The organism is Corynebacterium tuberculostearicum, from assembly GCF_022347385.1.
GTDB lineage: Bacteria > Actinomycetota > Actinomycetes > Mycobacteriales > Mycobacteriaceae > Corynebacterium > Corynebacterium tuberculostearicum_M.
Map to the genome: position 1 here is coordinate 1 of NZ_JAKRDT010000004.1, position 14,349 is coordinate 14,349.

Consider the following 14,349-nt stretch of genomic DNA (forward strand, 5'->3'; position numbering starts at 1 on the left):
CCCCTAACCACAGCCCCAGCCCCCGTCCCACACACAACCCTTAACTGCGCCGGCCGCTCACCGAGTCGCCGCCCAGACCCGGTCCGGAGCCGCCCCGGCCGAAAGTACGAAAAAGCCGCCTCCCACGCGGGGAAGCGGCTCATTCGGCATGCCTATGTACGAGGCTGCCTCAACTTAGGGCATCGCGGCCAAGTTACTTGGAGAGGGACTTGCCCACAGAGTGCAGGTCCTGGCAGGACTCGATGACGCGCTCGGACATGCCCTGCTCTGCCTTCTTCAGGTAGGAGCGTGGGTCGTAGGCCTTCTTGTTGCCAACCTCGCCGTCAATCTTGAAGACGCCATCGTAATTCGTCATCATGTGGCGAGCAATCGGGTTGGTGAAGGCGTACTGAGTATCGGTGTCCACGTTCATCTTGATGACGCCGTAGCCCAGAGCCTCTTCGATCTTTTCCTTCTCGGAGCCGGAGCCACCGTGGAAGACGAAGTCGAAGGCGTACTCGTCCTCACCCAGGCCGAGCTTCTTCTGTGCCACCTTCTGGCCCTCGAGCAGAACCTCTGGGCGCAGCTTCACGTTGCCTGGCTTGTAGACGCCGTGAACGTTGCCGAAGGTTGCGGCCAGCAAGTAGCGGCCCTTCTCGCCGGTGCCCAGGGCATCGATGGTCTTTTCAAAGTCCTCCGGGGAGGTGTAGAGGTTAGCGCCCGCCTTGGCCTGGACGCCGTCCTCTTCGCCGCCGACGACGCCGATCTCGGCCTCGAGGATGACGTGCGCGTTCTTAGCCTTTTCCAGCAGCTCCTGGGCGATGACTAGGTTCTCGTCGATAGGGATAGCGGAGCCGTCCCACATGTGGGACTGGAACAGTGGGTTCTCGCCGCGGTCGACGCGCTCCTGGGAGATGGCCAGCAGCGGGCGGACGAACTCATCGAGTACTTCCTTCTGGCAGTGGTCGGTGTGCAGCGCGATATTCACGCCGTAGTGCTTGGCGGCCTCATGAGCGAATGCGGCCAGTGCCTGAGCACCCTTGACCTTGTCCTTCAGTGCCAGGCCAGAGCCGAAGGCGGCACCGCCGGTGGAGAACTGGATGATGCCGTCGGACTCGGCCTCAGCAAAGCCCTTCAGAGCTGCGTTAATGGTCTCAGATGAGGTGCAGTTGATAGCTGGGAACGCGAAGCCGTTCTTCTTCGCGGTATCCAGCATCTCGTTATAGACCTCAGGGGTTGCAATTGGCATGAGTTTCCATCCTTAAAAAGTGGGTTTGTGGTCAAACACGTTCCAACAGCCAAGTATGCCCGTTTCACGGAAATTCTGCCGCAAAAACCGTGTGACATTTTCAACCCGGTCATTTCCGGGACCAATCCACCCCGACAAGCGTGGGCTATTTAGCCAAATATCGCGCCACGCGGGCGCAGGCCTCCATCAGCATCCAGCCGGAAAGCTGCACGGACAAATCGCGCTCATCTACGCGAATGATGCCGACCTTCTCACTCATGGTGCGCCGGCCGAAGCCGTAGTTATGCGGCAGGCGCGCATCGGACAACCAGTCGGATCCGAAAATCGGCAGGCCGTCGACCTCGAGGCGGTGTTCCCACACCGACTCGGCCGAGGCCACCACCATGCGCGCGGCCAGCTTCTTCGTCGCACGGTTGGCGGGGGAATCGCCAGGCAGGCGCACGGCGACGTCGGCAAGATAGCGCATCAAAATGCCTTTAAACAGGCCACCGTCACCATCACCGGTCTCCCAGTCCACCGCGCCCGAAGGCGTAGCCATGCCCGAAGCCACGGTCTGCACCAAGCCCCGGATGCGGATGATGTAATCCATCATCTCGGAAGCCATCTCGGCCTCGTACACGCTGTCGATCTGTTCCAAATCGCCCACGCCGGCCTTTTCCCGCAGCGCCAGCACGATTTCCAGGCACGCGCCGAGCACCACGCCCTGGCAGTAGGGGTGGATGTTTTTTACCACCTCAGGGCCGTCCATGCGCATGCGGACGCCGTCCATGATGTAGCCGTCGTCGTCCAGCAGGTGGTCATAGATCCAGTCAACGATGCGGCGCGCTTCCTCAATGCGCCCCATCCGCGCGAGCATGATGGCGCCCGGGCCGTTGGAGGGCACGTTCATGAAATTCTCGCCCAGGCGCCACGGCAGCACGCCAAGCGTTTCATCGAGGCCTTCGTGGATATTGCGCTGCAGGGCCGCGAGGCGCTTGGGCGTCTTTGTCTTCTTCAGTCCCTCCACGCGGCCGAAAGCCAGCGCGAGCCAGGCCTTGTCGTCGTAGTACTTATTCTTGGTCAGCTGCGCGAGGTTGCGGATGCGAATGCCGCGCAAGGTGTCATAAATGCGGTGGCGGCGCACCTTGGTGTTATTGCGCAGCGCCGCATCAACGAGGCAGTCCAAGTAGTGGGCCTGCCACCAGTAGTGCCAGTGGACAAAGAGCTTTTCCTTCGTGGTGGGCGGCCAGCTGACCACGGCAAGATTGGTGCGCGGCAGGCCCCATACGGAGTGCGCGTGGCGCTCGTTGATGGCGGCCTCTGCGAGTTCGGCGCGGTGGGCCCACTTTTCTTCCACGATTCCTCAATCACTCCAGTCGCACGGGTAGATATAGCTAGTGTAACGATCTTCCTACCAGGAATTTGCCAGATCGGCGTGCTGGCGGATCCAGGCGTGCATGGCGATGCCGGCCGCAACGCCCGCGTTGATGGAGCGGGTGGAGCCAAATTGGGCGATGGAGCAGGTCATCACCGCGGCATCCTGGGCCGCTTGCGTCACGCCGGGGCCTTCCTGGCCGAAGAGCAGCAAGCTGCGCTCCGGCAGCTCGGCCGTTTCCAGGGGCACGCAACCGGGGGTGTTATCGATGGCAACGACGGTAAGGCCTTCCTCGGCCGCCCACGCAATAAGCTTCTCGACGCTCTCGTGGTGCATCAAGTGCTGGTACCTATCCGTGACCATTGCCCCGCGGCGATTCCACCGCCGCCGGCCGACGATGTGCACGGTATCGACAGCGAAGGCATTGGCGGTGCGCACGACGGTGCCGATATTGGCGTCGTTTTCGAAGTTCTCGATAGCGATGTGCAGGCTATGCCGGCGCTTATCGATGTCCTCTTTGATCGCTTCCCTGCTCCAGTAGCGGTAGGCGTCGACGACGTTGCGACGGTCGCCTTCGGCGAGCAGCTCCGGATCGTACTTCGCGGCCTCCGGTCCTTGCGGCAGCGGACCTTCCCAGGGACCTACGCCATGGCGGCCCTCGTTCCACTCGGTCGGCCCCTTGGCCTCGTCCGGCTTGGCCTGGTCGGCCGCGCTATCTGAATTAGGCGAGGTCAAGGTCGCCCAGGCCCAGCAGGGAGCGGTACTCGAGGCCTTCTGCGGCGATGACGTCGCCGGCACCGGTCTCGCGGTCCACAACGGTGGCCACACCCACGACCTCGGCGCCGGCCTCGCGCAGCGCGGCCACGGCGGTCAGCGGGGAGTTACCGGTAGTGGTGGTGTCTTCTACGACAAGAACCTTCTTGCCTTCTACGTCGGCGCCCTCGATGCGGCGCTGCATGCCGTGCTTCTTGGCTTCTTTGCGCACGACGAAGGCGTCGATATCACGGCCTTCGGCATGCATGATGGAGGTAGCAACCGGGTCGGCGCCGAGGGTCAGGCCACCGACGGCCGCGAAATCCCAATCTGCGGTCAGCTCGCGCAGCAGGGCACCGATAAGGCGGGAGGCCTCGTGATGCAAGGTAGCGCGGCGGAGATCCACGTAGTAATCAGCTTCCTTGCCAGAGGACAGGGTCACCTTGCCGTGGACGACGGCCAGTTCCTTGACTAGTTCTGCGAGGCGGGCCTTCTTCTCGGCGTCCAGGTTTTGGGCATGCGCGTTCTGGGCGTTGGTGGTGTGAGAATCCACAGTCATCTGCTCCTTGTTGTGGTTCGGGGACGGCGGCCGGCCGCCGGTATCGGACTCTAGGCTACTCTCCCCGGCGCGGGTCCGATTCCTCGGCCGCGGAGTCGCTCGCCGGGGTGGGGTCGACTGGGTTGGGGTCGGCCGCGCGGGGGCCGTCGGTGGTGGAGTCGGCGGAGGGGCTGTCGAAGATGGAGGCGGCGCGGAACTGCTGGCGCGGCAGGCGGGCGGTGTGGGAATCGGGGGTGGGGCGCTCGCGGCCGTCGGCAATGGCGTCTACCTCATCGCCGCCGAGGGCGCTGTGCTCAACTGGGCCGCGGGTTTCGGAGTAGGCCCGAGACGGCATTTGCAACGGCTCTTCCGGCCGTTGGATGACGGGTCGCTCGAATTCGGGCGCGCCTGCGGCCGGCGCGCCGCCGACGACCTCGACGATGGGCTGGGCGGGAATCTCGCGGGCTGGGTCCAATTCCTCAAGGCGCACCACGTGGGTGGCCGAGGAACGCGGGGGGAGGACGCGGGCGGCGTCGGCAAGCAGGGCAAGAGGTGGCAGCATCGCGTCCCATTCCGCGGAGCGCGCCTGCTTCGTGGTCTGCGCCAAGACCCACTCCGTTTCCATCCACAGTGCGGTAACGGTTTCGGGCATTTGCTGCAGGGCGACGTGGACGCGCTCATCCACCATGCGCTCGGTCACGGCGCTATCCGAGGAATACACATCGAAACCCTCGATGGTCATCGCCAACAGCAGGTCCTCGGAAGCCTTAGCGTCGTCGCGGTCGAAGCGGCGGAAGTCCACCACCATGTCGGAAGCCGCTCCGGTGCGCATGGCCATGACGTTGACGCCATCGATATCCATCAACAGCATCTCGTGGCCATACACGTTGCCGGCGACAATGTCTTTGGGCGCCGCGCCCGTGGAGGCCACTCCCCTAGTCCATTCGTCTACGAGGTAAGGGTCGGCTTTCATGAATTCAAAACCTTTGGCTTCCGCCCAATTGCGGCGCTCGCGGCGCATGGTTCCTGGCAGGATCGGCCGGTGGCGTGCGTGTGGCTTGGAAAGCACGGGGTGCTCGCTCGCGGACTCGTGGCTCGGCCGGTGCTCCGGTTCGGGGGTCGGTTCGTGCTCGGGGGCCGGCTCGGGTTCGTCGGTTGGCTCAGGTTCTTGCTGGGCCGGGGTCTCGGTCGCGGGCTCGGGAGCGGGTTCCGGCGCGGGAGCTGGCGCAGCTGCTTCGGTGGCTGGGGTGGCCGAATCGGCAGGCTCGGCCGCGGCGACGCTTTCGGGCGCGGCGTCGGTGGATGCGGAGTCCGTCGGAGTGGGATCTGCGGGGGCGGCGTCCGCGCGCTCGGCGTCCGCGCGCTCGGTGTCCGCGGGAGTGGGATCCGCGGGGGTGGGAGCCGCGGTGCTGGGGTCCGCGTCGGTGGCGGGTGTAGGGGTGGAGGTGCGCTGTTTGCCGTCGTAAAGCAGCAGGGCACCGCCAGCAATGCCGAGAAGAACCGCGAGAGCAAGGATTAGAAAAGCCATCACCCCACGATAGTAGTAGGAACGAGCAAGCCCCCAGCGCTCGGCGCGCGGACGCGCGAGGCTGAGGGCGAAGGCGAGGGGGCGGGCTGGGGCAGTTAGCCGTTGACTGTGAGGCGGTCGCCGCGCTCCACCGGGTTGTGGGGGTTGGCGGACCACTGGGACCAGCCGCCGACATAGTGGCGCAGGCCGGTGAAGCCGGCGTCTTCCATGGCGGCGAGGGCGAGGGCGGAGTGGTTGCCGGAACCGGAGTAGATGATGGCGCCTTGGACGTTGTCGGGGGTGAGGCCGGCGTCGAAAAGCACTTCGCGGATTTCGCCCGCAGACTTCCAGGTGCGCAGGCCATCGTTGTGGAACAGGCGCTCCGGCACGTTGACGGCGCCGGGGATGTGGCCGGCCTTGAGGTCGAGGTTCTCGCGGCGGCCGGCGAAGCGGTTGCGGGTGCGGGTATCGATGAGCAGGCCATCGTGATTGCGCACGTCATCGATGGTGGCCACGGGCATCTGGCCTGGGTTGACCTCGGCGGTGGCACCGACGGCGAAGTTGCCAGGGCCGGTCAGCGTGGTATAGCCCAGGTGGCGCCAATTGGCCAAGCCGCCGTCGAGGATGCGGACGTTGTCCAGACCAGCCCAGCGCAGGGTCCACCACGCGCGGCCGGCGAAAAGGCCACGGCCCTCGTCATAGACCACGACGGGACGGTCCTCGCGAATTCCCCACTGGCGGAAGTGCTCCTGCAGCTTATCCGGATCCGGCAGCGGGTTACGGCCTACCTGTGAACCGGGCAGGCCGGCGAAGGAATTGGCGGTATCGCTAAACAGTGCCGTGGGGATGTGCAGGGAGGTGAATTCGTTGTAGCTCTGGCGCAGCTGGGGCTGCCAGTGGGTGGCCAAGAGGGTGAAACGCTCGCCGTGATAAATGGATTCGCGGAGTTCTTGTGGGGAGACCAAAATGCTCATGCCCCCGAGTCTAGGGGCATGAGCAGGATTTGGCGCGGCGGGCGCTGCGCGGCCGACTAGCGCGCGGCGATGTCTAGTTCGGCGCCGCCATCGGCGACGTCCACGTGGACGGTGTCGCCATCAACGATATCGCCGGCCAGTAGCTTCTTGGCGAGCTTGTCACCAATGGCCTGCTGGATGGTGCGGCGCAACGGGCGGGCGCCATAGGCCGGGTCGTAGCCGCGCTCGGCCAGCCAGGACTTGGCGGAATCCGAGACCTGCAGGGTCAGGCGGCGGGCGTCGAGGCGCTCGGACAGGCCGCGCAGTTGGATGTCGACGATTCCGCGCAGGAGATCCTCCGAAAGGGGCTCGAACATAACCACATCATCGAGGCGGTTGATGAATTCGGGCTTGAAGGCCTTCTTCACCGCGTCCATGGTCTCCTCGCGGGTGCCGCCGGCGCCCAGGTTGGAGGTCAGGATGATGACGGTATTGCGGAAGTCGACGGTGCGTCCTTGGCCGTCGGTAAGCCGGCCTTCATCCAGGACCTGCAGGAGGACGTCGAAGACGTCGGGGTGGGCCTTTTCTACCTCGTCGAAAAGCACGAGCGTGTAAGGGCGGCGGCGCACGGCCTCGGTGAGCTGGCCGCCGGCCTCGTGGCCGACGTATCCCGGAGGGGCACCGACGAGGCGGGAAACGGAGTGCTTCTCGCCGTACTCGGACATATCGATGCGCACCATGGCGGATTCATCGTCGAAGAGGAAGTCCGCCAAGGCCTTCGCGAGCTCGGTCTTGCCCACACCGGTGGGGCCGAGGAAGAGGAAGGAACCGGTCGGGCGGTTGGGGTCGGCCACGCCCGCGCGGGAGCGGCGAACGGCGTCCGAAACCGCGGTGACGGCTTCCTTCTGGCCGACCACGCGGTTGCCCAGCACGGATTCCATGTTCAGCAGCTTCTCGGTCTCGCCCTGTAGCATCTTGCCGGCTGGGATGCCGGTCCAGGCGGAAACGACCTCCGCGATGGTGTCCGGGCTTACCTCCTCATCGAGCATCGTATTGCGCTGCTCGGCGGCCTTGACCTCCGCGGCCGCGAGATCCTTTTCCAGCGGTGGAATCTTGCCGTAGTTGATCTCAGAGGCCAGTGCGAGGTCGCCGTCACGCTCGGCAATTTCGGCTTGGCGGCGCAGGTCATCGAGTTCTTCCTTGATGTTTTGGACATCATCGATGGCCTTCTTTTCGTTGGCCCAGCGGGCCTTGAGCTCGCCGAGCTTCTCGCGCTGGTCCGCGAGCTCACCCTGCAGGGTAGCCAGGCGATCCTGGGAGGCGGCATCAGATTCCTTCTTCAACGCCAGCTCTTCGATCTCCATGCGGCGAACGATGCGCTCGAGCTCGTCGATTTCCTGCGGGGAGGAATCGATCTCCATGCGCAGGCGGGAGCCTGCTTCATCAACGAGGTCGATGGCCTTATCCGGCAGGAAACGGTTGGTGATGTAGCGGTTGGATAGCTCGGCGGCCGACACCAGCGCGGAGTCCATGATGCGCACGCCGTGGTGCACCTCGTAGCGCTCCTTCAGACCACGCAGGATGCCGATGGTGTCTTCCACGGAAGGCTCGGCGGCGTAGACCTGCTGGAAGCGGCGCTCGAGGGCGGCGTCCTTTTCGATGTACTTGCGGTACTCGTCCAGGGTGGTGGCGCCCACCAAGCGCAGCTCGCCGCGGGCCAGCATGGGCTTAATCATGTTGCCGGCGTCCATGGAGCCGTCGCCAGTAGCGCCGGCGCCAACGATGGTGTGCAGCTCGTCGATGAAGGTGATGATCTCGCCCTCGGAGGATTTAATCTCATCGAGCACGGCCTTGAGGCGTTCCTCGAATTCGCCGCGGTACTTCGCGCCGGCGACCATGGAGCCCAAATCCAGGCTGATGAGGGTCTTTCCCTTGAGGGACTCGGGGACGTCGCCAGCCACGATGCGGCGGGCCAGGCCCTCCACGATGGCGGTTTTGCCCACGCCGGGTTCGCCAATGAGCACTGGGTTATTCTTCGTGCGGCGGCTAAGCACCTGGACCACGCGGCGGATTTCTTGATCACGGCCGATGACCGGGTCGATCTTGCCCTCGCGGGCGCGCGCGGTGAGGTCCGTGGCGTACTTTTCTAGGGCCTGGAACTGGTCCTCTGGGTTCTCGGAGGTCACCTTGGCAGCGCCGCGCACGGAGGGGAAGGCACCCTTGATGGCGTCATAAGTAGCACCACGGCCGGTAAGTAGCTCGGCGGCGTCGGTCTTAGAGCCGGCAATCGCGGCGAGGAGGACCTCGGTGGAGACGAATTCATCGCCCAGCTCCCCGGCCAACTCCTGCGATTTAGTCAGGACGTTGAGGCCATCGCGGTTAAATTGCGGGTTGGCCATATTGGCACCCTCGGCCTTGGGATAAGAATCAACGAGCTCGCGGGCTTCCTTGAGCACGGTATCCGGGTCTACGCCGGTGGCCTTAAGAACTGGGGCGGCAATGCCACCTTCTTGGCTAAGAATGGCCGCCAGCAGATGGGCCGGGCGGATATCCGGGTTGCCATTAGAGGAGGCGGTTTGCAGGGCGTCCTGCAAGGCCTCTTGAGTTTTAGTGGTGGGGTTAAATGAGTTCATGTGTGCGTTGCTCCTTCTAAGATTTATTCACCCACTGTAGGGCTTCACTTAGCACAACGCACCCAGAGTTGAGCCTATTCCACTCAACCTAAACATTTTTGAGCGTAGGCCGCTCAACTTTGCGCAGGGTTCTTAAACCTGCTTGTACTCTTCGTTTTCGTGACCCAGGATCTGCAAGCTATGGGCAATGGCGAAGAAGGACACGGTCACTACCTGGACAAAAAGCGCCCACTTGAGATCTTCATTGAAGCTCTTGAAATCGCCAATGCTGCACAGGTGTGCAATGCCGTTGGCACCGGCCCACACGGCCAGCGTGCTGATATAGACCAGCTGGTCGGTGGGGGTAATGCCCATTTCGATGACGAACTTGCGCAACAGGTCCATCATGATGGCGAAGTTTTTAGTCATGCCCTCGTGCGAGCTGCCATCACCATTGTGCGGAACGATGGAACCGCTGGCCAGCGCGATAATGGAGCTGAAACGCTCTGGGTACATCATCGCGTAATTAAAATAGGCAGCCGCAACAATCTGCAGTTGGTCTACAGTGGGGGTGTCCTCCGGAAGCGCGGCGAGACAATCCTCGAAGACCTGAGCCATCTCCATGGTCGTAAGGGTTTCGGCCGCCTCGCGCAACGCGAAGTCATTGTCCACGATGGTGGCCAGGAAATCCTTGGAAGTTCCGAGCCTGTCGGCCACGTGATCAAAGAAGCGGCGGTCAACACCGCGGCGGCCGGCGACGCGCAAGGAAGCCTCGATGACGACCCGCTTGGCCTCCTCCGGATCCATCTGCTCGAGGTTTTCCGGAGCTACGAAAGGCTTTTCGCGCTCGCTGCCCATGACCCCTTCTACGATGGCACGGGCATCGTTCATGATGGGGCGACGCTGTGGGATCTGCTTATTCTTAAACCAATATTGCAGGGCATCGACTACGAGCCGATCGACCTGCTTGAGGTTGGCCGCGCGAATAACGGCATGTTGCAGGCGCAGGATACCTACCACGCTCAAGTGGCCCATGCCATGGATGACCGACCAACACGCCAAGGTAATGCGGCCGATTTGCAGGGGAGAGATGTCTCCGTCGTGGGCCACGACGGCACCTTGCTCTTCGGCAAAGCGCTTGACGACGTCCAGCGCCATGTCCGCACCCGGAGTCCCCGACTTTTCCCCCTTGGCGAATTGGCAAACGTGCTCCTCATCGAGGGCATCGTATTGCTCAAAAAGATAGTGGTAGATGGCGGGTTCGTCTTGCGCGTAGGCAAAATAGGCCTCTGCCAGCTGCATGAGAACATCGCCGCCGGAATTATCCTCCGGCAGGTGGCGCGCCGCTTCCACCATGTATTCAGACATGCGACGATCCAAGAAGGCGGGGATTTCCGCGAGCATGTCGGCACCGGTGGCGAATTCCTCAGCCACCGCCTGCGGCGAGAGACCAGCCTGGTCCGCCACAGATTCCACGGTAACGGCCCGCTCGCCTTCGCAGGCCGCTACATAAACAGCGGCTTCCAGGATGATCACCCGCCTGGAAGCCCCATCCAACTGGTACATTTAGTTCCTCATCAAGACAGAGATTGATACCCGCTGATTCTAACAAAATTTAAGGTACAGGGATAGTCCCAATCGAATGCTCTTTTCGAGAAAGCCATTTCTCACCGATGTTAACGGTGGTAGTGCGACCGATAGGCCAAGGTCACGGCCGCGAGTATTCTCATCACGCCCCACCGGCGAATTATTTTCTTAACTTTAGTGCGGCCAATCTCATAGGTTTTTAAGGTTGACGAAGGGGGGGCGTCGGCAAGCGAGGCTATGCCTACTTCTGTCCTACATGGCCGATGCCCTCTTGGAAGATAGTGCCGCGCGGCGGCATAAGGCGCATGGATTTGAAGGCAATGTAGACGCCGATGGAAATCGCCAGGGAAATGGCGCCGAAGGCTCCGGTGAATCCGTACATCACAGCCATAGGTGCGATGATGGTCCACGAGATTTCGAATGGGCCGAAACCGATGTAGGCCATGCCGTATTCGGACAGCGTGCCGGACTTGAGCTTGGGATCCACAATCTTGAGGATGGCGATGCCGGTCGCCACGGTGGCGGTGGCCCAGCCCCAGCCAAAGATGCCGCGCTCAATCCAGCGCTCACCAAAGAACTCGGCCGGGAACCACAGCAAGAAGAATACGCAGAAGATGGTGCCCAGGACGAAGAGCAGGAGGAGTGCCTGCCAGTAGGAGGCAATGGCGGCCGGGACGATGGCGGCCACACCGAAGGCAATGAGGTAGTCCGTGGCCGCGCCGGAGATGGAGGAAATGGAGTCCTTATCCAGGTAGTCCTCAGCGCCGACGAAGTTCATAAGTGCGCGGAAGATTAGGCCCACCACCATGGACATGGCAAAAAGCGGCACGGAGACATTCTCCCAGATGCTGCTCAAACCCTGGTTGATGCCGTAGGCGGTCATCACGGTCAGGATGATGAAGCCGAAGTGCAACGCGAGCGGCTCAATGGAGGAGGGGTTGGTGGTAGCGCGGCCGAGCGACGGGCGCTCATCGATGTTTTTGATGTAGCCGCGGCGCAGCTCTTCTGGTAGTTCCTTGGGCACGTGGGAGACCTTGCCCTTGCGGATGCCCCAGTTGCCGGCGATCACGCCGCCGATGATTGCGGCCAGCGTGCCGACGGTCGCGGAGGTAAAGCCCAGCGAGGAGGCGGCATCGGCGCCCACGCCCTCGAGCGCACCACCCACGGCCGCGGCGGTACCGAAGCCGCCGGTGAAGCCGACGGGCAGCATCATGCCGAACCAATTCGGGGTATCGAAAAGCGGCGCAAAGAGGAAAAGGCCCAACACGATGAACAGGCCCCACTGGCCGGTAAACATCATGGTGGAATAGCCCCACATATTGCGCGCGCCCTTGCCCATGTTGCCGCCCACTTCCATGGAGTAGGCCATAGACGCAAAGACCACCGCGATGAGGATGGAGGTGTAGTCACCCAAATTATCGGAGAAGTTGATCCAGCCCAGCACGTTTGGGCCTACCAGCAGGCCGATGAGGCCGGCGGTAATCGGGGCAGGCAGCAGCAGGTCCTGGAAGATAAACTTCACCTGGTGACGCAGGACGTTGCCGATGACCATGAGCAAAGAAATCCAGCCCACATCCAGCATGAGCGTATAAGCGGAAAAATCTTCCATGGGGACCCTTTCTAGCTGTGCAATTATGACGGCTTGCCCCCGTTAGAGGGCAAGCGGATAGGGAATACAATACCTTCCGCTAAGTGATCCACAACATAGGCTCCCGTTTTCACCCCCACTACAGCTTTCAGTAGGTAGCTCGACCCCCGGTTGGGCGCGGACTATTAGGATGGTCAAACATGTGGGAATTGGGCGAGCATTTTCGAAATTACGCAGACGAGTACCGCGATGCGGTGCACGAGCATTTCTTTAACGCGGTACCTGAATCCCGCCAGATTTTTGCGCTGTCCATGCGCGATACCCATACTTCGATGGTGCCTGCGCTGGCGTGGGCGATTGAGCATACGGAGCCTGGGGAGCCCCTGCTTGCCGACGTCTCCGCAAAGCTCACCCAGCTCGCCCGCGATCACCGTCGGCATGGGTTTCCGGCCGAAATCTATTCCCGCTTCGACGATGCCCTCGTGGCGGGACTGCGGGTTTTGGCGCTGACGCAGTATCAATATAACTTTGCCTGCGATGTCATTCACCAGGTGTGCGCCACGATGGCAGACGCCGCCCGGGAATCCGACGCCGCCGGCGAAGCACCGGCGCACTCGGCGCAAGTGGTGGCGGTGGATCACCCCACTCGCGAGACGTCCATCATCCGCGTGGAGGCTGGCTTGGCTGTGCCCTATCAACCGGGGCAGCACTTTCCGGTGACCACGCAGTACTTGCCGGGACAATGGCGGATGCTCACCCCTGCGCAGCCGAGCGACGGAACCGGCCAGGTGGTCTTTCATGTCTCCACCGCGGGCGAGGCTTCCCGATCCCTCGCGCACGCGCAGCCTGGCGACTGGTGGACCTTGGGCCAGCCCGCCGGCGGCATTAGCCTCCAGAACGCCGGCGCAGGTGAACTGGTCATCATCGCCTACGGCACCGGCTGGGCCACGGCCCGCTGCGCGGCGCTCGCCGCACTGGGCCATAAAGACCGCAGCCGAGTACCGCGCCTCTTTGCCGTGGCGGGCAGCCCCGGCGCCCACTATGACACCTACTTCCAGCAGAACCTGGCAGCCCTTGGCGTACCGGTGCGCCGCATCGTGCGGGAAGAACAAGACCCGTGGTTGCTCAATGCCCGCGAATTGGCGCCGGGCGCCGACTATGTAGTCTCCGGGGAACCGACCGATGTAGTAGTCAACGAGGTGGAGTTATCCACAGGCACTCCCCCGCGCTTCCTACTCGTCGGACCGGCTGAAGAGGTTATGGAAGGCGCGGAAAGGTTGGTACACAGGGGCGTCGGCAAGCAGCAGATCGACGTCCTTAGCTGGGGCCGCGACGGGCGCTGGCAGCCGGAAGACTACGCGGCGCTGGCCTAGTCCGCAGTGGCTACAACCGGCAGGGCGCGGCGGGTTTTCGCTACCTCATTCGGATCGATGTCGGCATAGAGGATGTCATCCTCGTAGCCGGCCTCGGCCATGCGCACGCCATTCGGATCAACGATGGTGGAATGGCCAATGCCCGTTGGTCCGGAAGGATTGCCCGCCTCAGCGTCACCGCCCGGGCGCGATTGGCCGGCCGCGACGATATAGCTAGTGGAGTCCAAGGCACGCGCGGCCGTGAGCAGGCGCCACTGCTCCAGCTTTCCGGGGCCATCCGCCCAGCTCGTGGGTACTACAATGAGTTGCGCACCCTGGCTGGCCAGCTCCTTAAACTGCTCTGGGAAACGGATGTCATAGCAGGTGGCTACGCCCACAATAAGGTCATCCACGTCGAAGGCCACGAGCGATTCGCCGGCCAAGACCGTATCCGATTCGCGGTAGTCAAAGGCATCATAGGTGTGGATTTTGTCGTAGCCGCCCAGCACGCCAGGGCCTGCTATGAGCGCCGTATTGGTCACGCGATTAATGGTCTTGCCGTCGCGCTCCACGGTATCGGCTGGGCAGAACATGCCGGCCACGACGGTGACCTCGAGCTCCTCTGCGAGCGCTTGAATCGCCGTGGCGAACGGGCCTTCGAGCGTCTGCGCCTGCTCATCAAGGCGCCCGGAGCGGAAATTCTGCGCCGTGGCCTCCGGCAGCACTATTAACCGTGCCCCGTTTCCGGCCGCCTCACGGATCTTGGCAAGGGCCAGTTCCTGGTTTTCGGTAATTTTACCGGTGGACGTTAACTGCACTGCTGCTACCTTCATGCCTCCCAAAATAATGAAGCAGGGCGGAGTTATCCACAGGCAGC

At 62.8% G+C, this 14,349-nt stretch carries 11 protein-coding genes; 1 reads left to right on the forward strand and 10 read right to left on the reverse strand.

All coding sequences use genetic code 11. The features are described 5' to 3' along the window. Positions 1–193: 193 nt before the first annotated feature. From fbaA to MHK00_RS03185, 9 genes are all read right to left on the reverse strand, one after another. A complete protein-coding gene (gene fbaA / locus MHK00_RS03145; RefSeq protein WP_250410405.1) occupies positions 194–1,228 on the reverse strand; it encodes a class II fructose-bisphosphate aldolase in 1,035 nt (344 codons plus the stop codon). A 145-nt stretch (positions 1,229–1,373) separates the two neighbouring features. Further along, complete coding sequence (locus tag MHK00_RS03150) at positions 1,374–2,564, reverse strand: glycoside hydrolase family 76 protein (RefSeq protein WP_250410406.1); 1,191 nt, start codon at positions 2,562–2,564, stop codon at positions 1,374–1,376. A 54-nt stretch (positions 2,565–2,618) separates the two neighbouring features. Further along, positions 2,619–3,317 (reverse strand): TrmH family RNA methyltransferase, encoded by a 699-nt coding sequence (locus MHK00_RS03155; RefSeq protein ID WP_250410407.1) that lies wholly within the window; start codon positions 3,315–3,317, stop codon positions 2,619–2,621. Next, on the reverse strand, positions 3,304–3,894 hold the full coding sequence (gene pyrE, locus MHK00_RS03160; protein ID WP_005325539.1) for an orotate phosphoribosyltransferase: 591 nt from the start codon (positions 3,892–3,894) through the stop codon (positions 3,304–3,306). The genes MHK00_RS03155 and pyrE overlap by 14 nt, the downstream gene beginning before the upstream one ends. A gap of 55 nt (positions 3,895–3,949) precedes the next feature. Further along, complete coding sequence (locus MHK00_RS11910) at positions 3,950–5,401, reverse strand: TtfA family protein (protein WP_285439599.1); 1,452 nt, start codon at positions 5,399–5,401, stop codon at positions 3,950–3,952. 95 nt (positions 5,402–5,496) lie between these two features. After that, positions 5,497–6,354, reverse strand: a complete 858-nt coding sequence (locus tag MHK00_RS03170) for a sulfurtransferase (protein ID WP_005329334.1) — start codon at positions 6,352–6,354, stop codon at positions 5,497–5,499. Between the two features lie 56 nt (positions 6,355–6,410). Continuing rightward, the gene (gene clpB, locus MHK00_RS03175; protein WP_005329335.1) at positions 6,411–8,966 is read right to left on the reverse strand and encodes an ATP-dependent chaperone ClpB; all 2,556 of its coding nucleotides are present in this window, start codon (positions 8,964–8,966) and stop codon (positions 6,411–6,413) included. A 132-nt stretch (positions 8,967–9,098) separates the two neighbouring features. Next, positions 9,099–10,511 carry a TetR/AcrR family transcriptional regulator gene (locus MHK00_RS03180; RefSeq protein WP_250410408.1) on the reverse strand — a complete coding sequence of 471 codons (1,413 nt, stop codon included), beginning with the start codon at positions 10,509–10,511 and terminating at the stop codon, positions 9,099–9,101. A gap of 262 nt (positions 10,512–10,773) precedes the next feature. Then, positions 10,774–12,141: a sodium/glutamate symporter gene (locus MHK00_RS03185; protein ID WP_250410409.1), complete on the reverse strand. Its 1,368-nt coding sequence runs from the start codon at positions 12,139–12,141 to the stop codon at positions 10,774–10,776. Between the two features lie 179 nt (positions 12,142–12,320). Between MHK00_RS03185 and MHK00_RS03190 the strand changes: the two genes are divergently transcribed. After that, on the forward strand, positions 12,321–13,493 hold the full coding sequence (locus MHK00_RS03190; RefSeq protein ID WP_250410411.1) for a 2-polyprenylphenol hydroxylase: 1,173 nt from the start codon (positions 12,321–12,323) through the stop codon (positions 13,491–13,493). Here MHK00_RS03190 and MHK00_RS03195 read toward each other — a convergent pair. After that, entirely contained in the window at positions 13,490–14,305 is an 816-nt protein-coding gene (locus tag MHK00_RS03195; RefSeq protein ID WP_250410413.1) for a carbon-nitrogen hydrolase family protein, read from the reverse strand. The genes MHK00_RS03190 and MHK00_RS03195 overlap by 4 nt on opposite strands. Positions 14,306–14,349 lie beyond the last annotated feature (44 nt).

Excerpts from the sequence above, each read along its gene's own strand:
- fbaA (WP_250410405.1), bottom strand. The coding sequence starts at position 1,228 with ATGCCAATTGCAACCCCTGAGGTCTATAACGAGATGCTGGATACCGCG.
- pyrE (WP_005325539.1), bottom strand. The coding sequence starts at position 3,894 with ATGACTGTGGATTCTCACACCACCAACGCCCAGAACGCGCATGCCCAA.
- MHK00_RS11910 (WP_285439599.1), bottom strand. The coding sequence starts at position 5,401 with ATGGCTTTTCTAATCCTTGCTCTCGCGGTTCTTCTCGGCATTGCTGGC.
- MHK00_RS03170 (WP_005329334.1), bottom strand. The coding sequence starts at position 6,354 with ATGAGCATTTTGGTCTCCCCACAAGAACTCCGCGAATCCATTTATCAC.
- clpB (WP_005329335.1), bottom strand. The coding sequence starts at position 8,966 with ATGAACTCATTTAACCCCACCACTAAAACTCAAGAGGCCTTGCAGGAC.
- MHK00_RS03180 (WP_250410408.1), bottom strand. The coding sequence starts at position 10,511 with ATGTACCAGTTGGATGGGGCTTCCAGGCGGGTGATCATCCTGGAAGCC.
- MHK00_RS03185 (WP_250410409.1), bottom strand. The coding sequence starts at position 12,141 with ATGGAAGATTTTTCCGCTTATACGCTCATGCTGGATGTGGGCTGGATT.
- MHK00_RS03190 (WP_250410411.1), top strand. The coding sequence starts at position 12,321 with ATGTGGGAATTGGGCGAGCATTTTCGAAATTACGCAGACGAGTACCGC.
- MHK00_RS03195 (WP_250410413.1), bottom strand. The coding sequence starts at position 14,305 with ATGAAGGTAGCAGCAGTGCAGTTAACGTCCACCGGTAAAATTACCGAA.